Below are 19760 nucleotides of genomic sequence, written 5' to 3' on the forward strand. Positions count from 1 at the left end.
CTATCCAGATGGTTATCCCAAGTTCCGGTTAACGATACCTCACTCATACCAATCAAGTTCAATAGTTCAAACCATGTCTTGATGGTGATCTCATTACCATTCAATGGTGATAGGCGTTCCCGGCTTAACTACGCTTAGAAACTCATCCATTTCTTGATTGGTCAGGGCAATGCAGCCATTGGTCCAGTCAAAGCTTTGTATGAAAGCGGGATCTCTGGCATCGCCATTTTTCAAACCATGAATTTTAATATCTCCGCCAGGGTCAATACCGCGTAATTGGGCTTGCACCAAATCTTGTTGATTCGGATAACTAATGTGTATCGAGCGATAAAAACTCGATTCTTCGATAATGAAATCCAAAAAATAGTTGCCTTCCGGTGTGCGTTGATCACCTTCTTGTTGCTTATGACCGTGCGGCTTTTGACCCAGTGCGATCCGATATTCACGGATCACTTCGCCATTTTGCAGTAGATACATACGCCGTTTCGATTTATCGACGTGCACTAAGTCAATTTCAACCAAGTCAATTTTAACCAAGTCAACGGCAGCTAAGCAGACATTGGCTAGCATCAGTAGGGTTAACCATGCAGTACACAAAAAACGCATAAAATGTCCATATTAAATGTCATTGGCACGAAGCAGAGCGTGGCTCAATAATGAGAAATTTTTTAAAAAGTTTGGTTCATCATGGGTATAAATGGAAACAACTTCGCAAAAATGCTGCTTGTGCCGAGGATGTGTTTCATTATTAACCAAAAATGCGGCGCACTTAACAGCCGGTTAGATCGCCAATTGCTTGCCCGATAAAGAATCGGCGATTATCCACAATAAAACTATTATCAATGTCAGGCTGCGCATGTTTTCTCAAACTTTATTGAAAAGAGTGACCTCAAGTCGAAATTATCGAATGTTGGCAGAGACGAGTTTCGAATATTTAATCACTTATTTACAGTCACAAGCGGCGGCCATTGTGCGCGCACCATCACAATTTTCCACGGCAGAAGTTCTGTTCTTCGATGGCGATTTTGTCGGGCTAGAAGATTATCCGGAAGTCTTTTGGGTATGGGCGGCCCAATTTGATACCTCTGACGGTGTGATCCCTTTTGCGATCAATACCTGTCGTTGGGATTATCTGCCGATTATGGGTGGTGAATCTTTTATTTTGATGCTCGATAACCACCCACAACATCGTACTTATTTGATCATTCAAGCGGTGTGCGTAGAGCAAGTGCATTTGTGCACTCAATCTGGAGAACTGGATTTTTTGCAGTTGATCGCGTCCAAATGGCAGTGTTTACGTGCTGAAATTGAGGCATCCAAAGAGTTTAAACATCGTGATTTGCGTGAAGCCAAGTATTTGAGCGAGATACGTCAGCGTGAACAGTTTATTGATAATATGAAACTGGTTCATCAAGTGGCAGTCGAGCTGTCCAACCCAGCCAGTTTGGATGAATTGCACCGAGCTGCGGTGGAAGCAATGCGCAATCGGCTCGGTTTTGATCGCGCGGCATTTTTACTGCTCGATTTGAAAAAGCGTTGTTTCAGTGGGACTTATGGTACCGATGAATCCGGCAACACGATTGACGAGCATCATACTCAATACGACTTACATCAAGTTGAGCGCCAATATCTTGAAGCGTTATCCAATGACGAATGTAACTTAATGGTCGTTGAGGCCGCCCCGTTGTATACCGCAGGTCAGGTAGTTGGCCAAGGGTGGAATGGAATGCTGATCTTACGTGACGGTAATGAAACCATTGGTTGGATAGCAATTGATAACTATATTCATCGGCAACCGATCACCGAATACCAAAAACAGATGCTGGAATCGTTCGGTTCACTGTTGGCGCAAATCTATATTCGTATGCGTCAAGAGCAAAATGTGCGGATGCTGCATGCCAGTATGGTTGAGCTTTCCCGCTGTATGACAGTCAGTCAAGTGTGTAAATCCGCAGTCAACTTTGCGATTAATCGAATGGGCATTGACCGCATGGCGGTCTTTTTGACCGATGAAGCTTGCTCATACCTACAAGGAACGTGGGGCACTGATATGCAAGGCAACATCGTGGATGAATCGTATTTTCGAGGATCAACCCATGAAAATCATGTGGTTGATCTGGCTAAACTCCATCCTAATCAAGTGGTGTTTAAAGAGAGTGTGCCAATTTACCATGATTGTAAGATAGTCGGGTATGGTTGGACGGCAATGACTATGTTGACCGATAAAGGTACACCGATCGCTTTCATTTCGGTGGATAATTTGATCCGCCGCACAGTGCTGACTTCCCAATTGCGTGAAGTGATTCGAATGTTTGCTTCAAACTTGACCGAGGTTTTGATGCGAGCGAAAGCGCAAGAAGCGATCTCGGTTCTTAATGCAACCTTGGAGCTTGAGGTACGTAATCGCACTCGTGATTTACATAAGGCCAATCAGCAGCTGGATCTTATGGCCAAATTGGATCCTCTGACACGCTTAGGTAACCGACGCATGCTAGAGCATTTGCTGGAACAAACCTGTGAGCAAGCGACAAGCGAAGCGGTCAATTATGGGGTGATTTTGCTCGATCTGGATCACTTTGGGCTATTCAATAATTGTTATGGTCATTTGGAAGGTGATATCGCGCTGATGCGGATTGGCAATATCTTAAGTCAACATGCCCAGTCTGAGCATGAGCTATTTTGTCGGATTGGAGGTGAGGAATTTTTGCTACTGACTACTCATAGTAATGCTGATGAAATTCAATCGCTTGCTGAAAAAATTCGGCATGATATTGAAGCTGAGCATATTCCACATCAGCAAAATCCCGCCGGTAAAGTACTCACGGTGTCAATTGGTTATGCGGTATCACGTTACAAACCTCGTGAGATACAGTTTGATCGGCTGTACGCCGAAGCGGACAAAGCCTTGTATCAAGCTAAAAGCCAGGGACGCAATCAGATAGTGGGAGTGATGGTTGAAAATGTTGATCCAATGGCGTAGCAAAAGTAGCCTTATTCAATAAATTTCTCATCACGCAGTAAATTATACAAATAAGTGTAGCGTTTCGGTGAAATCGGTGTATAGTTCATCTCGGCTCTTAGGTAAGAGTTGTTAATGTTAAATTCAGTGAAAGTTCTATCTCAGATCGTTATCGATATCTCGTTAAACCTGCGTCAACTTTGTCTTGATATACCATTCAATAGCTTTCGTTATCAGCCAAATAAACTCATAGCAAATATATATTAGAGGTTACTATGTCTCAGAAAATGACTGGTTCAGTAAAATGGTTCAACGAAACTAAAGGTTTTGGTTTCATTTCTCAAGACAACGGTGGTCAAGATGTGTTCGTACACTTCAAATCTATCGTTTCTGAAGGCTTCAAAACTCTGGCTGAAGGTCAGCGTGTAAGCTTCATCGTTGAGCAAGGCAAAAAAGGCCCACAAGCTGCTCAAGTAACTGCGCTGTAATTAGCACAGAATAAATTTTAAAGGGGCGTGGTGTAAACCACGCCCCTTTTTGCATTTCATCTCTTATGTAACGGATAGTCACTTACTGGCCACCAGCGATAAAGTGGTTGTTAACTATCACCATCCACTAGCCTCTTAATCAGATAGATAATATTCGACGGTGGTGACGACGCGGATATTTTTGATGTATGGGGTATTGTTATCCCGATCGGTAATCGAAAATTGACCTTGTGATGCAGTTTTGATCTTACCTAACGTGCTTTGAGAATCTTTGGCAAACTTTTGAGCAACTTCGCGAGCTTGCTTAGTCGCTTGTTCAATCATATCGGGCTTAATTTCATTCAGTGCTGAGAAACTAAATTCAACCCGATTGTTATAAGGATCTTGGTTAAATACCACTCCCTGTTTGCCTAGTTGACCAATATCGCTGACGATGTTGCGTACTTTTTCAACTTGCTTACTGTAAACGGTGATCGTTTGAGTGGCTAAATAACGAAACTCGGCGCGATCTTCAGCATATTGCTGGGCTTTTTTATCGATCACAGCGGGTGCAGAAAGAGAGATCGCATTACGGTCGATGCCTTGTTGCACTAAATATTGAGTGATGAGCTGAGTTTGTTGATCGACGGTGTCAAACAGTGTCGCTAGCTGATTATCAGCCACACTAAACTGAATTGGCCAAATCACGGTATCGGCCAACACTTCACGTTCCGAAAGCCCTTTGACCGTGACTACTCGTTCATATTCTTTAAATTTAACCGCCATTTGTTGCACCAAGAAGCCAAGCGTGGCTAGCCCGATGATCAGGCTTAGGCCAAGTACACTCGCTGCTTTGGTATTGATATTGGTCATGCTTTCCTCCGAGTGATGTTCTGTTGTCCACGGACTGCTGCTGGTCGTGGCACGATGGATTCACCTGAGTATAGCAGCCTAACCGCCAGCATGGTCGCTAAGCGGTAGGTCGTTAGGTTAGGCCGTTAGCCAGCGCGTTTTCATAATCGAGCGAGTTTACTAGTGGTCGGCTTAACGCTGCTGAGTTGTTGCTTATGCTGAAGCTTGACCCAGCGTTGCAACGGCTTGAAATCGGGCTGTTGTGATTGTTTACCATAACAAGCTTGCTGTAGCGTATCGAGTAATTGATGCAGCGTTTGCTGCTCGTTGCTTGGCAAGGTTATTTCGGTTTGCCAAATGCGTATCGCTTGGCTGATGGCTAACAGATCTTGCTGTTCAATCGCCTCAATCAGCGTGCGATAAGTCGATGAGGTTACCAGATCGTGGTTGATACTGGGCTGAGAGACCACTCGGTTACCACGCCATATCAGTAAGGCTAATAGAGTGGTGGCAAGCCAAAGCAGCACAAACAGTAAGGTCACATATGGCCAATAACCGGCATCACTCACGGGTTGGCTCGTGGGTAGATCAGGCACGGTTGGCATGCTGAACAACGGCGCTTCATCACTCGCTTTAACTTGTAGCGTTAAACCGGCCAACTGGCTGGATTGCGCCGCGTGAGTCTGGGTATTCCACCAATTAAGGGTGACATCTGGCAAGGTGATCTCGCCCGCATGACGTGGGATCAGCACTTGTTTCAGCGTCATTAAGGTATCGCCATTTTCAAGCGTGCTAAATTGCGGCTTTTCTGGATAGAGGCTAATGCTGTCTGGATACTGAATATGCAATGTTGGTATCTGCTGTTGAGTCAGACCACGCACTTGCAAGCGAATTTCGCGGGTGATGCTGCGTCCAACCTCGGTCTGGTATTGGCTGGCTTCGGTTAATCTCTGTTGTCCATCGAGCCAGTTTTGGCTCAAGCTTAGGTGGGCGCTAGGTAGCCAAGCACCTTGATAATTAGCCGGTTGGGCCAGCACTTGAATGGGGTAACTTTTCGGTTGGGTAAGCAGCGGGATCAAACGCGTACCACTATATTGGTTGCCGTATAATAAGTTTGCTTTCAGCATCGGTTCACGCAGGCTAAAGCGTCCCGCTTGTTGCGCGGTGATCCGAAACGATTGTTCAACGATAGTCACTTCCACACCATTGAGCAGCGAAGGTGATTGCTTGGGCTCACTGGCCGCTTCAATCTGCATACCATCCACTTGTGGTGGCGTTATTTGTGGATCGCGTAGGCGGCGGATATCTTGCTTGATGATCAACTGAGCATGAAACAAAGTACTTTCACCTGGATAAAGCTGAGTTTGCTCTAATTGGCTGCGCACCTCTGCGAGCTCTTGTGGCTCGGGTTGCTGCTCATCTTCGCTCACTTGGATAGCAATCGCAGCTGAGTGGGCGCTACCGATTTGAAAGCTTGGGATGGTGAGAATACCGGAGCGTTGTGGCGCGATCGCCACCGTCCACTCACTGCGCTGCGAGTAATTACCATTGATGATGTTGGTGGAAGAGGCAAAACTGGGTTGACCAACAAAAAAATCAGGCTCTAGTTGAGAAAAATCAACCGCCTCCGCAGTCAGCTTACTGCTGCTGACAATTCGCAACTGAATTACTTCATTGCTAACCACGCTATTTTTGCTGACACTGGCGACCAAATCCGCCGCTTGGCTGGGCAGTGCGCATAAGCTCAGCAGCAGCGAGAGCCAGAAACATGTGCGTTGATAGACGGATTGCAGTTTTACCATGGCTGATCGGTGTCCGTAGGTTGAGGTTTACGTTGAGCTTGCAAAATAAATTGTGCCCGTAGCAGCGCGCTTGGATCGCGCGCACTTTCCACTTGGTCTAATTTACGCAGCATAGGATCGAGTGATGAGTTGGCTTGGTTTGCGTTGTTTGCTAGTTCTTGTTGTTGATTTGCCTCGTCAGTGGTTGGTGCTTGGTTTGATTCCGTTGGCGGTTGCACTGTGGAAGAGGCAGGCATCGCATTATCGACTGAATCCATGTCAGCTTGGCCTTGATCAGTTTCAGTGGGCTGACTCGCCGATGGATTTGGCTCATCGCTCGATTCTGAGTGAGATCCCGTATGCGGTTCCGATGCTGGTGGCTGGTTGGGATCCGACGGTTCACCGGTCGATGTTGCTTGCGCTTGACTCGCTGGATCCGAAGATTGATCCTGCTGTTGCTGTTGCTGTTGCTGTTGCTGTTGCTGTTGCTGTTGCTGTTGCTGTTGCTGTTGCTGTGCGGCTTTAACCACTGCCAGATTGTGCAACGCATCTGGATGATTCGGCTGCTGCGCTAAAATTTGCTCGTAGCGTTGGCGAGCTTGCGCTAAATCTCCAGCTTGCGCATAAGCATTGGCTAAGTTGTATTGAGTGGCTAAATCGGGATTGGCGATCTGTGCGTAAGCGTCAATCGCCCCTTGGTAGTCATTGGCATAATAGCGCGCGGCACCTTGCCACCGTGGGTCAGTAAACTGCTCAGCCGCTTGTGCATAGTGCTCGGCTTGAAAAGCTTGCAGCGCTTGCTGATCTGGATTGAGCCAAGCGGATGCCCAAGCTTGCTGCTGAGGTAGGCTAAGCAAAAGAGTGAACAGTAGGCTAAACAGCACGCCACGGCGAAACATCCCTAGGGCTGCAAACAGTAAGGGGAGCATGAGCCAGTAACCGTTATTGATCCGTTGACTGACCGCGGGTTGGCTAATCTGAGATCCGAATTGAGTGGATTGCTGGGTAAGATGTAAAATCTGCGCCACATCGGCACCATCTGCCCGATAAGCAATTAATAAACCATTGACGCTGCGTGAGAGTTGCTGCATTTGATCTAAGCGCGTTTTCGCGATCACGGTTTGCCCTTGGCGGTCTTGTAATAATGATCCATCGTTTAAGGTAATCGGCGCTCCGCTAGGGGTGCCGATGGCCAGTAGGCTCAAACGCCATGGACTACCTTGCAAGATTGGGGTGATCTTGGTGCGTTCAGTGGGACTTAGGTCATCGGCCAGTAAAATCAAATCGCCACGGGCATGTCCTGCTTGCTGCATCATAGTGATGGCTAACTGGATGGCGGCGGCGGCATCGGCTCCTTGGTAGGGCATGATATCGGGTGACAAAGACGGCACCAAACTGGCGAGGGTGGCGCTATCACTGGTCAGTGGACTTACGATATAAGCGTCGGCGGCGTAGGCGATAAGCCCAGTACTGCCTTCTGACCAACCTTGCAATAGATCGAGAGCTTTATAACGCGCCTGAGTTAAGCGGTTAGGCTGCAGATCCGTGGCGTACATTGAATGTGACATATCCATGATCAATACTCGGGCCGCACTGTTTTGCATACTTGGCCGCGTCGCGGTTTGCCAGCTTGGACCAGCCAGTGCCAAAGTGGCGATCAGCCAAGCGAGTGCCAGTAATCCAGCTTGGCGACGGCGAGAGTGCGTGGCAATGCCTAACGCGGGTGCTAAATGTGCGGCAATTAGGCCACGCGGTGGCCGACGGAGTCCTAACCACAGCGCGAACATGCCTAGCGGGATCAGTAACCACAACCAGTGTGGATAGAGAAAAATCAGCGGTGACATGTCATCTCCTCACTATCACCAACATCACTGAGAGTAGTAACGCCAAGCTGAGCGGATAGTGAAACCATTCGCTTTGTGGACGCCAAGTTTGGCTAGCTTGGCTAATCGGTTCCAATTGATTAATCGTGTCATAAATGTTTTGTAAATCTTGTTGATTACGGGCGCGAAAATATTGCCCTCCCGTGGTTGAGGCGATGTCCTGTAAGGTTTGCTCATCCAGATCTTGCGCGGTATTGACCTTACGGCTAAACAGGAAGTCTTTGACCACCATCTCGCCAGCACCAACGCCAACCGTGTAAATCGTGGTGTGATATTGCTGGGCAATCTGCGCGGCTTCTCGTGGGTCGAGCACGCCCGCGGTGTTGCTCCCATCGCTCAGTAAAATCATTACCCGCTGTGGCGCATCACTGTCGATAAAGATTTTCGTCGCCAGACCAATCCCTTCGCCAATCGCGGTTTGTGTGCCGATCAGCTTTAATACCGCTTGATTGAGTTGGCTAGCCACGGTGGCGCGATCTAACGTCAAAGGGGTTTGTAGGTAGGCATGGTCAGCAAATAAGATCAGCCCTATTCGATCCCCTTCGCGCTTGCCAATAAATGGTGTCAGCACCTGTTTCACTGCGGTTAAGCGATCTACCATCTGTTGACCCGCTTGCATATCTTGTTGACTCATCGAATAGGAGAGATCGACCACTAACATTAAGTCACGATGTGCGGTGCTACTGCTGAGCGGATCGCCATACCAGACTGGTCGCGCGGCGGCACAGAGCAGCAAAAGCCATATTCCGGCTGCGAGTAAACGAATCAGCCACCCGCTTTTGTGGGTGACTGACGTCTGTGGAAGGTAGGCGAGCTTAATCGCAGTCCGAGGGGGGATGGCTGGTACGAAAACATAGATAACCCAAGGCAGTGGTAGAGCCAAAAGCATCCACCACCAAATAAACTCAAAACTTGCCAAGTGCTGATTTTCTCCGCTTTTTAGGGGGTAAGGCGTTGGCAACCCAGCAATAACAGTGTTGCACCAACTCATCGGCATTGCTCACAGGCTGTTTTTGATACAGGGCTTGTTGCCATTGGATCTCATTCGGTATAAACAGGGGCTGACCCATTTCCGCATCTAAAAACGCATACCACTCTTTGCCTGTTAAATGAGCAATGTCTTGTCGAGGGTAATAACACAGCGCCGCTTGACGAACTAATTCAATCGCGGAAGAGGGCGTTTGTGGGATGGCTTTTAAGCTCAATAGCCGCAGTGCGGTTTTCTTTGGCGCGATTCGACGACGACGCCAACGCACCGCCAAGCCAATCATGAGCACCACCAGTAGAATGCCACCCAAACTTGCCCACCATCCCCAAGCCAGCGGGAACCAGCTAGGCAGCTCAGGTAGATGTAGGCCGTTAAGATCGAGTGATAGGGTTGACGATTCCTTCATTTCTTATAGTCCGATAATTGTGGTAGCAAAGGGAGTCCGCTGGAAATTGAGCGGTAGTCTATTGCCAATAATAGACAGAGTGATTCTAATTTTTCTTTTTGAGTTTCAAAGGCTTTTTTGATGCCTACCCGGGTACTATTTATCGAAAAGTTGAGCCAGCGCGTCTCTTGGCGATTTTGTACTTGCTCAATGCCACGAAATGAGGTGTCACCACACTCTAAAGGATCGAAAATCTGCACCATACGCACTTGGTTATGCTGACACAGTTGGCGCAGTGGGAGTGCATCTTGATCGGGGTCTAAATTGGTAAAATCGCTGATCAACACCACTTCACTGCCTTTGGGGCATAAACGATGCAATGTGGTGAAGACTTGTTGGCGAGTCAGTCTTCGATCCGTGTGTGGTGAGAGGGCTGTTTGCTGCGCAGTGACACAGGCGGCTAAAATGGCTAATACACCTTGTTGACGAGCAGTGGGCTTGATCTCAATCAGTTGTTGACCAACATCAATCACCGCACCGACGCGATCTTGCTGCTTAACCGCAAGCCAACTGAGTAAACTGGCCAAATGCGCGGCTTGTACGGATTTGAGCAGCAAGCAGGAGCCAAATTGCATTGACTGGCTAAGATCGATGTAAAGCACCACCGCTCTTTCGCGTTCTTCACTGAACAGCTTAGTGTGTGGCTTGCCTGTACGAGCAGTGACTCGCCAATCCATGGCGCGAATATCATCCCCGGCTTGATATTGACGCACCTCTGAAAAATCCATCCCACGCCCTAAACGGCGGCTCTTGTGCTGACCGATCCGCGTTGACCACACCGGACGGGCTGGAGGTAAGAAATGCACGGTTTGTGGCTGATAGGCGAGCAATTCGGCCAAACACAGCGTAACACCATTAGCATGTAAAGGGAGAGCATCGTGCATCGTGATCCCCTAAGCGCTGCCAACCAGTGACAACAGATGGGCAATCACCTGATTGGGGTGTATACCTTCCGCTTGCGCTTGGTAACTGAGCAATAAGCGGTGACGCAGCACCGAGAAGGCCATCACTTGTACATCATCTGGACTGACAAAATCACGGCCTTGTAGCCAAGCTCGCGCCCGAGCGCAGCGATCTAGCGCAATGGTTGCCCGTGGGCTGACCCCCATCGCGAGCCACTCGGCCAGTTTAGCATCGTATTTGGCGGGTTGGCGGGTCGCCATAATTAGGCGTACCAGATAACTTTCAATCGCTTCAGCCATATGCACATTTAGTACCGCTTGGCGGGCACTAAATATCTGTTGTTGGGTCATCAATGGCTTATCAATTGCTGGTACGCCTTTCGCTTCGCCACGATTGAGTCGCAAAATCGCCAGTTCATCCGCCGCATTGGGGTAGCTGACTTCCAAATGCAGTAAAAAGCGATCGAGCTGTGCTTCTGGTAGCGGATAGGTGCCTTCTTGCTCAATCGGGTTTTGGGTCGCCATAACCAAAAACAGTTCAGGTAACGGATAGGTTTGACGACCCGCAGAAATCTGTTTTTCCGCCATCGCTTCTAACATCGCCGCCTGTACTTTGGCGGGTGCGCGGTTAATTTCATCGGCGAGGACTAATGAGTTAAAAATCGGCCCAGCTTGAAACACAAATTCACCGGTTTCGGGGCGGTAGACATCGCTACCGGTTAAATCAGCGGGCAGTAAATCTGGTGTAAATTGGATGCGATGAAAATCACCTTCAATACATTCAGCCAATGATTTCACCGCGCGAGTTTTCGCCAGTCCCGGCGGTCCTTCCACCAGAATATGCCCATCCGCTAACAGTGCGACAAGCAATTGGTTGATGAAATCACTTTGACCGATCACTTGCTGATTTAAATAGTGCTGCAAGGTTTGAAAGGGCTGGAACGTCATAAATGGTTTTACTCCCAAATGGTTTTACTCTCAGACCGCTGTGCGGTTAATGCGGTTTCTCATCGATAAAATTGTGTAGCAGGTCACCAGATAAACGGCATTGACTTGTTTGCGATTTTTACCTTGATGTTAGCGTATTTCAGCTTATTGTGCTGGTAGATATCGCGGTGGTGACTGCTGGTTTATTACTCAAAATTGATAGTGGATGGCTATTTTTGTTTAAAATTGTGAGTTATGTCGCGCTTGGCGCGCCGAGTTGTAAGAATTTGCTTAAGTATTGTGATGTTAAGCTGATAACTAATCAGTTTTAGTGATAGTCATGATGTAGGTGGAGAATATGTTCAAATTGCAGCAGATAAGTATTAAACAAAAGGTTGTGTTAGGCGTTACGTTTGCCGTATTGGCATCAACATTGATTGTGGGTGTGATGGCACAGCGTCAGGCGCGTGAAGTTCAAGAACACCGCCTGATTGATTTAGAACTGCCGAATATGCTGAATCTGATCAAAAGTGATATCGATCATCAGGTGATGCAACTGTTGGCATCTGCCCAGCAAATTGCGAGTAATGAATTTGTGCAACAAGCGATTGCAACTACGCAGAGAGATCCCGCTACAGAAGCCTTGTTGATTAAGCAACTGAATAATTTACGCGATCAATATCAATTAAATGATGCTTCAGTGGCTAACCGAAAAACGGCCTATTACTGGAATCAAAATGGCTTCCTGCGCCAACTGAATCCACAACAAGATGGGTGGTTTTTCGGTTTCACTGGTTCAGGCAAACCGACCATGGTCAGCATGTTCCAAGAAGCCAATGGTGACGTCAAAATGTTTGCTAACTATCAGTTGCTCAACGGCGATGCGATGTCTGGAATGTCGAAATCGATGGATGACATGGTTAACTTACTGAATAGTTTCAAAATTGAGAAGACTGGGTTTGTCTTTTTAACCAATGCGCAAGGTGAGGTACAAATTCACCGTCAGCAAGCGCGAGTCAAATCGAATTTACAGCAAATCTATGGCTCTGCGACCCATTCATTGCTCAATAAGCATGGCTTCAACTTGATTTCAGCACAGGATCAAGGCAAAGAGGTGATGGTGGCAAGCTTGTATATTGAAAGTATGGATTGGTTTTTGGTGGGGGCTGTTCCGGTTAATGAAGCGTTTGCCGAATTAAATGCGGTGGCACAGCGTATGATGTTAACCACGTTGATTGTGGCCGCTATTTTTATTGTGATGGGAATTTTCCTGGCTAACAGCATTACTATGCCAATTAAGCAAATCGCTAAACGTTTCAGCGATTTGGGTAAAGGCGATGGCGATCTTTCCCAGCGGATTGAAATACAAGGTAATGATGAAATTGCCCAACTTTCTCAAGGCTTCAACGGTTTTATCGAAAAGATTCATCATTCGATCAAAGATGTCGCACAAACTAGCCGCGAGCTACAAGTGGCTGCCGAAGGGGTATCGCGTAAAGCGTTAGTGACCCATGATAATAGTCAGCAGCAGCGTGATCAGACCATCCAAGTGGTGACTGCGATTAACCAAATGGGGGTGACCATTAGTGAAATCGCCTCTAATGCGGCAACGGCAGCAGAAACGGCGAATTTTGCCTCAACCAATGCGGATCAAGGGCGTAATGTGGTTAATAAAGCCAAAGATGCCATTAGCGGTCTGGCCAATGATATTGAACACACAGGAAACGTGGTGGCGCAATTAGCCTTAACCACTCAAGAGATAGGTTCGATTCTTGATGCCATTCGAGGCATCTCCGAACAGACTAACCTGCTGGCACTTAATGCGGCGATTGAAGCGGCGCGAGCTGGGGAGCAAGGCCGTGGCTTTGCCGTAGTTGCTGATGAAGTGCGTAATTTGGCAAGTCGTACAGCCGTCTCAACCGAAGAAATTCAGAAGATGATTAATCAACTGCAAAGCGATGCCAAGAATGCGGTATCGGCAATGGATGCGGGTAAACTTGTTACTCATCAAGGTGTTGCTGAGTCTGATGAGGCGGTCAACGTGCTGATGAGTATCTCGCAGCGTATTCATGATATTTCCGATCGTAATACTCAAGTCGCGACCGCTACGGAAGAACAATCGACGGTAGTGCACACCATCAATCAAAATATCGAAGAAATTAATGCGATCAACGAAGTGACGACCCGTACTGCTGAAGAGTTGGCCGATGCGAGTCAATCACTGCGTGAGCTTTTTGGTCGTTTGGACAAATTAGTGGGCAGCTTTAAACTCTAGCAACCTCGCGAGGAGTTGGTTACACTGCCGGCCAGTAAAAACCAAGTAGGTAAACCGTCATGAACGATTTCGAAAAAGAGCTGGAGCTACTCTCTCAGCAGGTGGCACAAGAGCCAGAAACTAAACTGCCGAGCCTTGAAGAGCAAAAAGCGATTGCTCAGCAACTCAAGCAGTTGGAAGCGGAAGGCAAATTGACGCCTGAAGTGCTGGAAGCTTATTTTGGTCAATATTATGTGACGAATGATGCGCCAGTACACTAAGTCGCCAGTACACTAAGTGAAGTGTGACGCTATCCCTATTATCGAGCCGCTATTGCGGCTCGATGTCTATTGGGATGATCAGCTTGGTAGGCTTGATTAATCAGCGTGCTCAAGCGTATGTTGGCGGGCAACCGTGATCCCTAAGCGTTTGGCGAGTCGAATAAGATTGGCGCGATCGGTATGCAGGCGTCGTGCGGCTTCGGCCCAATTAAAGTTGGCTTGCGTGAGGGTTTGGCTGAGCAGATGGCGCTGGAATTGATCGGTAGCTTCACGCAGGCCAATATCGAGGCTGATCGGATCTTGCAGCGTTGCTTGAGCGTGATCAGCAGCCATACTTGGCCCTGTTGGGCCTTGTAACTCACCGATATCTAATGCACTTAAAGTTATGACCGAGCGCCCCGCTTGGCGGGCTTTTGCTTTAAGAGCTGCGCGATTAATCACATGCTCCAGTTCACGTACATTGCCTGGCCATGGGTAGGCGATCAGTAGATTTAACGCATCAGCATGCAATTTAAGCTGAGTGATGGCTAATTTACGTCTGGCATGTTCAACGAAATATCCGGCCAATAAAGCAATATCACCCTGCCGCTCGCGCAGTGGTGGCACATAAATCGGATAAACACTCAATCTATGGTACAAATCTGCCCGAAAATGACCATTTTGTACCTCTTGCTTTAGGTCACGATTGGTGGCCGCAACAATCCGTACATCAACGGTTTGTACCCGATCTTGCCCAACAGGTTGAATCTCTTGGTTTTGTAAAGCACGCAAAATTTTACTTTGTGCGCTTAACGGCAACTCTCCAATTTCATCGAGAAATAGCGTGCCGCCATCGGCGAGGGCAAATTTGCCCATTCTTTGGCGATCGGCTCCGGTAAATGCACCTTTGACATGACCAAATAGCTCACTTTCCAACAAATGCTCTGGGATTGCCGCGCAATTTACATACACCAGAGGTTGGCGCTGGCGATTTGAGCGCTGATGGATGGTTCGCGCAACTAACTCTTTGCCCACGCCCGTTTCACCATGGATCAAAATAGTAAACTGAGAGGGGGCAACCACATCAATATCGGCTTTCATGGCCTGCATTGGGTGACTATTGCCGATAATTTCGAGGTTATCGCGACTCCACACTTCTTGATTCAGCTCTTCTAACCGTTGTTGAGTCTGTTTGGCTTGATTTTCCAGCTCGGCAAAAGTGAGCGCCATTTTCAAGGTAGCGGCGGCAATCGCGCTCAGCATTTCCAAACTGCGTGATGAAAGAGGATCAAATGCATCCGGCTTAAGGCTATCGAGGGTCAGAATCCCGAGCAGTTGACCACCGAAATGCAACGGTAATCCCATACAGGAATGGATGGGCAGATCTTCTTCACTGTCGAGCAGCAATCCATCAAAAGGATCGGGTAGCGGGCAATCGGCAGCAAAACGAACTGGTCGATCGGAACTGCAAATTTGTGCCAGTCGTGGATGCTGATTGACCACAAAGCGACGTCCTAACGTATCTCGTGTTAGCCCTTGCATGGCAAGTGGGATCAATGTTTGATTATGCAGTGCCATCAGCACTACACAGTCACAAGTGACCGCTTTGCGTAGCGCATCGAGTAAACGGTGAAAGCGCTCATCGTTATTGGTCCCGCTGGCGAGCCCAACGGTCATTTCGAGTAACGTCGTCAGTGAGAATTCTTGCATACTTGTCATTGGGCTATGTTTTTTTGATAGTGTAGTGTCAAATTGACTTGCTTGAAAGGGTTTAATTGACACGGTCAAAATAATTTTATTGCTATTTTTCATGGTTTTAGCTTTTGGCACGTATTCTGCTCTGTAACAAGGCTTATTGAGAGTGGCTCTAACCACCGTTTTTATGCCTTGATTGAGGAAAAGTTATGCTCACCGAACAACACATTACGATTATTAAAAGTACCATTCCTGTTTTGGAGTCAGCCGGTCCGGCTCTGACTCAATATTTTTATCAGCGTATGTTCAAACACAATCCAGAACTGAAGCATATTTTTAATATGACCCACCAGAGCACCGGCCGGCAAAGTGTGGCTCTATTCGAAGCGATCGCTGCCTATGCGAAACATATTGATAATTTAGCGGCTTTAACCAGCGCGGTTGAGCGCATCGCTCATAAGCACACCAGCTTTAACATTCAGCCTGAGCATTACCAGATTGTTGGCCATCATTTACTAGAAACACTACGCGAATTGGCACCGCAAGCGTTTACTCCGGCAGTCGAAGAGGCTTGGACGGCGGCGTATCTGTTTTTGGCACAAATCTTTATTGATCGAGAGGCCGCCCTTTACTTAGCGCGTAAACATGCACTGGGTGGTTGGCAAGATGGCCGTGCGTTTATTGTGCAGGATAAACAGACTGAATCTGAGGATGTAACCAGTTTTACACTGGCGGCAGCGGATGGCGGTGCGGTGCTGGATTATTTACCAGGACAGTATATTGGCCTTGAAGTGACGCCGACTGGCAGTGATTATCGTGAGATCCGCCAATACTCTTTATCGCAAGCATCGAATGGGCAGGAGTATCGGATTTCGGTTAAGCGTGAAGGCGTCGGCAGTGCCAACCCGGGGCTAGTTTCACACTATTTGCATCAGCAAGTGCAAGTGGGTGATACGGTTAAGCTCTACGCGCCAGCCGGTGATTTTTTCTATATTGAGCGTAAACGCCCAGTAGTGTTGATCGCTGCCGGTGTCGGTGCAACCCCGATTCAGGCAATGTTACACACGTTAGCGCAGCAAGATAAAACCGAGGTGACTTATCTGTATGCTTGTAATAATGCTAGCCAACATACTTTTGCTTTAGAAACGCAAACCGTGGTTAAACAGCATGGTTGGGCTCAGCATGTGTGGTATCGCGATGAAAACTCAGCGCATGCTCAACATGGTGAGATGCAGCTCAGTCAGGTGGTGCTGCCGCTCCAAGATGGGGATTTTTATCTGTGTGGCCCAATCGGCTTTATGCAGCATGTGGTGAAACAACTGTTGGCGTTAGGCGTGGAGCAAGATCGCATCCATTACGAAGTGTTTGGCCCGCATGCTTCGCTAGTTGCTTAGCGAAAAACGGCCATAAAAATAGCCAGCCTAATTAGGCTGGCTATTAAAATCTTTGGCAAGTCTATTACAGAACTTTGATGCTTTCAGCTTGTGGACCTTTTTGGCCTTGAGTGATCACGAATTCCACTTTTTGACCTTCAGCCAGAGTGCGGAAACCGTCACCTTGAACTGCACTGAAGTGAGCAAAAACGTCAGGACCGTTTTCTTGCTTGATGAAGCCAAAGCCTTTAGTTTCGTTGAACCATTTCACGGTACCAGTAACTGGAGTAGACATAATAAATATCCTAAAAACATTTTTTAACGTAGGCCGATTACGGCGCGGATAGCGTGGAAAAGTAGCGTGCTATTGCGTACGACACGGACGGTTACGAATAATCCAACCAAGCGATGTGTATACAAAGAACTTTTTCTAGCCGCGATTGAGTCTAGAGCAAACCATTAACTTGTCAATCGAATCTTGAACAGAGTCGAAACTTGTTAACAAAATTCATCGATTTTTTGCATTCCATCGCATTGAGCGGTGATTTGTTGTCCTGAATACTGAAAGATGAGTGTGTTAGATGCTGAGCCAATTGTAGGCTACGCCGTTTCTCGTGGTAGCAAGATAAAGTCGGTCTTATCTCTCAGAATAGAAAAAATGAACAGATAAATATTGTGGTTATTAGGTCGATCAAAGCCACTGTCAGTGGCGATATTGACTTTTATTTTTTAGTTGTTCATTGAATTTATTGGTAATTTTTATTTGGCACTTTGTTCGTGATCGGTTTTTGTAAGAGTGATGAACTCAATAGATCACTTGTTTAGAACTTGAAATAAATTTAGGAAGGTTCAAAATTAACTAAAAATGAGTTTGCAAAAATGAAAGGATGCGGTTAACGATAATCTGAGGTAGGTGCAGCATGAAACTATTTTTAATTCTGATGCTTTCGGTATCCGGTGGAATCGCTTCTGCGGATCATCTCTATTCGTTTATGCTCGGTTTTGGCGTGGCTTCCCTTGCCGTCGGTAGCTGTTACTGGCTGGCGTTTCGCAGTACTCGTTTTCCACAACTGGCGGTATTTTTGCTGCTGTGTGGTTTTTTTGCCAAAGTGGCGGTGACTGTGGTCGGAGTGCTGTGGGGTATTTCTAATCAGCTGATGACCTCCCCATTTGTGTTTGCGTTGTCATATCTGTTCTTCTCGATTGTTGCGACCTATTTTTGGTTTCGTTACCGAGAGTTATCGATGAAACTGAAAGACAAAATTATTGCTTCACATACTCAGCACCATTCCCATTAACGGTCGCGGGATATGGTTGACTAAAGCAGAACCTGCGTGTTCTGCTTTTTTATGCCTCAAAAACGGATCATGCTAGCCATGTGAGTTAGCTGATTAGCGTTGCTCTAGGTTGATCTCGCCACCGTGTAATGGTAGGTATACACTGTAGTCTCTGATAAAAATATTAATAAAAACCAATAATAAGGTGGTGGCATGTCTGTTCCTATTTTGATCTGTGATGACTCTCCACTGGCGCGCAAACAGATGGCGCGTTCGCTTCCCGCCTCACTCAATGCTGACATCACTTTTGCAGTGCATGGGCTCGATGCGATGGAGATTTTGGCTCAGCAAAGTTTCAAACTGATGTTTTTGGATCTCACCATGCCTGAGCTCGATGGTTTTGAGACCTTAGAGGCGATGGTAAAAAAAGGCGATACAACACCAGTAGTGGTGGTGTCTGGCGATATCCAGCCTAAAGCAAAACAGCGAGTGTTAGCGCTGGGCGCGAAAGCATTTATTCAAAAGCCGATTGATAAACAGGTGCTGAACGATGTGCTTAAGCAGCTGTTTGAGCCGCCGACTCAGCCTCGCATGATTACCCCTGTCGCGCTTGAACTGCCAATCTTGAAACGGCGCGATATTTACATGGAAGTGGCTAACGTGGCGATTGGTCGTGCGGCAGATGCCTTGGCTCGCCACTTTGATGTGTTTGTTGAACTGCCGTTACCGAACGTCAATATCTTTGAAGTCAGTGAGCTGCATATGGCACTGCGTGATTTGGCCGATAACAGCCAGGTTTCTGGTGTTTGTCAGGGCTTCAGTGGTGAGGGCATTGCTGGTGAAGCTTTGGTATTGCTCAGTGATTCGAGTGTCGCCGAGCTGAAAAGGCTGATGAAAGTGCCTGTGGCCAGTGAAGATTTGCAAGAGTTAGAGCTGTTGATGGATGTCTCCAACATTCTGGTCGGGTCATTTTTAAATGGTTTAGGCCATCAAACCGAAGTGCGCTTTTTCCAAAGTGCCCCGGTGCTATTAGGGCGTCATCTCTCGATTGATTCAGTGATTGATTCCACGGCCGGTTCATTTGGTAAAACCATGACCTTTGAAGTGAGTTTCAATATTGAAGGGACCGCAATCCGTTGTGATTTACTGTTTATGTTTGTCGATCAATCGTTACCGCTGCTCGACAATAAGCTGTCGTATTTGATGGAGGACTTCTAATGCTAGCCTTACCTGCAGAGTTTGAGCAGTTCCATTGGATGGTCGATATGGTACAAAATGTCGATATGGGCTTGATGGTGATTGATCGCCATTATCAGGTACAAGTGTGGAATGGGTTTATGACCCACCATAGTGGTAAGCAAGCCCATGATGTGATAGGGAAATCTCTGTTTGAGATTTTTCCAGAGATCCCTGTGGAATGGTTTAAGTTAAAAACCAAGCCCGTGTATGATCTCGGCTGTCGCAGTTTTATTACTTGGCAGCAACGCCCTTATCTCTTTCACTGTCGCAACGTCCGCCCAGTGACTCAACAAGCGCAGTTTATGTATCAAAACGTGACGCTTAATCCCATGCGCACCCCGAATGGGATGATTAATGCGCTGTTCTTATCGATTCAAGATGTGACCAGCGAGGCTCTGATTTCACTGCAAGCCTCAGCCTAGCCATGTGATTTGCACAGGCCAGAGCGACACTGGCCT

18 protein-coding genes are annotated in these 19760 nt (G+C 47.3%); 8 read left to right on the plus strand and 10 right to left on the minus strand.

The features are described 5' to 3' along the window. Positions 1-93: 93 nt before the first annotated feature. Positions 94-570: a L,D-transpeptidase family protein gene (locus tag G7083_RS12850; protein WP_240911954.1), complete on the minus strand. Its 477-nt coding sequence runs from the start codon at positions 568-570 to the stop codon at positions 94-96. 337 nt (positions 571-907) lie between these two features. Between G7083_RS12850 and G7083_RS12855 the strand changes: the two genes are divergently transcribed. Beyond that, positions 908-2980 carry a sensor domain-containing diguanylate cyclase gene (locus tag G7083_RS12855; RefSeq protein WP_206212133.1) on the plus strand — a complete coding sequence of 691 codons (2073 nt, stop codon included), beginning with the start codon at positions 908-910 and terminating at the stop codon, positions 2978-2980. A 254-nt stretch (positions 2981-3234) separates the two neighbouring features. Beyond that, positions 3235-3447 carry a cold-shock protein gene (locus G7083_RS12860; protein ID WP_166015239.1) on the plus strand — a complete coding sequence of 71 codons (213 nt, stop codon included), beginning with the start codon at positions 3235-3237 and terminating at the stop codon, positions 3445-3447. Positions 3448-3582: 135 nt separating this feature from the next. Here the strand turns inward: G7083_RS12860 and G7083_RS12865 are convergent, their stop codons facing one another. The 7 genes from G7083_RS12865 to G7083_RS12895 all read right to left on the minus strand — a co-directional run bounded on the left by G7083_RS12865 (position 3583) and on the right by G7083_RS12895 (position 11225). Beyond that, on the minus strand, positions 3583-4299 hold the full coding sequence (locus tag G7083_RS12865; RefSeq protein ID WP_166015240.1) for an SIMPL domain-containing protein: 717 nt from the start codon (positions 4297-4299) through the stop codon (positions 3583-3585). A gap of 140 nt (positions 4300-4439) precedes the next feature. After that, a complete protein-coding gene (locus G7083_RS12870) occupies positions 4440-6080 on the minus strand; it encodes a BatD family protein (protein ID WP_166015241.1) in 1641 nt (546 codons plus the stop codon). Further along, entirely contained in the window at positions 6074-7903 is a 1830-nt protein-coding gene (locus G7083_RS12875) for a VWA domain-containing protein (protein WP_166015242.1), read from the minus strand. Before G7083_RS12875 ends, G7083_RS12870 begins: the two co-directional genes overlap by 7 nt. A 1-nt stretch (position 7904) precedes the next feature. After that, positions 7905-8831 carry a VWA domain-containing protein gene (locus tag G7083_RS12880; RefSeq protein WP_206212134.1) on the minus strand — a complete coding sequence of 309 codons (927 nt, stop codon included), beginning with the start codon at positions 8829-8831 and terminating at the stop codon, positions 7905-7907. A gap of 16 nt (positions 8832-8847) precedes the next feature. After that, positions 8848-9336 carry a DUF4381 domain-containing protein gene (locus G7083_RS12885; protein ID WP_166015244.1) on the minus strand — a complete coding sequence of 163 codons (489 nt, stop codon included), beginning with the start codon at positions 9334-9336 and terminating at the stop codon, positions 8848-8850. Then, the gene (locus tag G7083_RS12890) at positions 9333-10259 is read right to left on the minus strand and encodes a DUF58 domain-containing protein (protein ID WP_166015245.1); all 927 of its coding nucleotides are present in this window, start codon (positions 10257-10259) and stop codon (positions 9333-9335) included. The genes G7083_RS12885 and G7083_RS12890 overlap by 4 nt, the downstream gene beginning before the upstream one ends. 9 nt (positions 10260-10268) lie before the next feature. Further along, positions 10269-11225 carry a MoxR family ATPase gene (locus G7083_RS12895; protein ID WP_166015246.1) on the minus strand — a complete coding sequence of 319 codons (957 nt, stop codon included), beginning with the start codon at positions 11223-11225 and terminating at the stop codon, positions 10269-10271. A 337-nt stretch (positions 11226-11562) separates the two neighbouring features. Here G7083_RS12895 and G7083_RS12900 point away from each other — a divergent pair, with 337 nt between their 5' ends. Together G7083_RS12900 and G7083_RS12905 are read left to right on the plus strand one after the other, a co-directional pair. Further along, a complete protein-coding gene (locus G7083_RS12900; protein ID WP_166015247.1) occupies positions 11563-13479 on the plus strand; it encodes a methyl-accepting chemotaxis protein in 1917 nt (638 codons plus the stop codon). A gap of 59 nt (positions 13480-13538) precedes the next feature. Beyond that, a complete protein-coding gene (locus G7083_RS12905) occupies positions 13539-13739 on the plus strand; it encodes a restriction endonuclease subunit S (RefSeq protein ID WP_166015248.1) in 201 nt (66 codons plus the stop codon). 96 nt (positions 13740-13835) lie between these two features. Here G7083_RS12905 and norR read toward each other — a convergent pair whose 3' ends face one another. Then, the gene (norR, locus tag G7083_RS12910; protein WP_166015249.1) at positions 13836-15428 is read right to left on the minus strand and encodes a nitric oxide reductase transcriptional regulator NorR; all 1593 of its coding nucleotides are present in this window, start codon (positions 15426-15428) and stop codon (positions 13836-13838) included. Between the two features lie 194 nt (positions 15429-15622). Here norR and hmpA point away from each other — a divergent pair, with 194 nt between their 5' ends. Further along, a complete protein-coding gene (hmpA, locus tag G7083_RS12915; RefSeq protein ID WP_166015250.1) occupies positions 15623-16807 on the plus strand; it encodes an NO-inducible flavohemoprotein in 1185 nt (394 codons plus the stop codon). Positions 16808-16871: 64 nt separating this feature from the next. On the opposite strand, the gene G7083_RS12920 is transcribed toward hmpA, so the two are convergent. Continuing rightward, complete coding sequence (locus G7083_RS12920; protein WP_166015251.1) at positions 16872-17081, minus strand: cold-shock protein; 210 nt, start codon at positions 17079-17081, stop codon at positions 16872-16874. Between the two features lie 625 nt (positions 17082-17706). Here G7083_RS12920 and G7083_RS12925 point away from each other — a divergent pair. The 3 genes from G7083_RS12925 to G7083_RS12935 all read left to right on the plus strand — a co-directional run bounded on the left by G7083_RS12925 (position 17707) and on the right by G7083_RS12935 (position 19724). After that, positions 17707-18084 carry an NADH:ubiquinone oxidoreductase gene (locus G7083_RS12925; RefSeq protein WP_166015252.1) on the plus strand — a complete coding sequence of 126 codons (378 nt, stop codon included), beginning with the start codon at positions 17707-17709 and terminating at the stop codon, positions 18082-18084. A gap of 192 nt (positions 18085-18276) precedes the next feature. Next, positions 18277-19281 carry a response regulator gene (locus G7083_RS12930; protein WP_166015253.1) on the plus strand — a complete coding sequence of 335 codons (1005 nt, stop codon included), beginning with the start codon at positions 18277-18279 and terminating at the stop codon, positions 19279-19281. After that, a complete protein-coding gene (locus G7083_RS12935) occupies positions 19281-19724 on the plus strand; it encodes a PAS domain-containing protein (RefSeq protein WP_166015254.1) in 444 nt (147 codons plus the stop codon). Before G7083_RS12930 ends, G7083_RS12935 begins: the two co-directional genes overlap by 1 nt. Positions 19725-19760: the final 36 nt, after the last annotated feature.

It is taken from the genome of Vibrio sp. HDW18, assembly GCF_011306175.1.
Lineage (GTDB): Bacteria > Pseudomonadota > Gammaproteobacteria > Enterobacterales > Vibrionaceae > Vibrio > Vibrio chanodichtyis.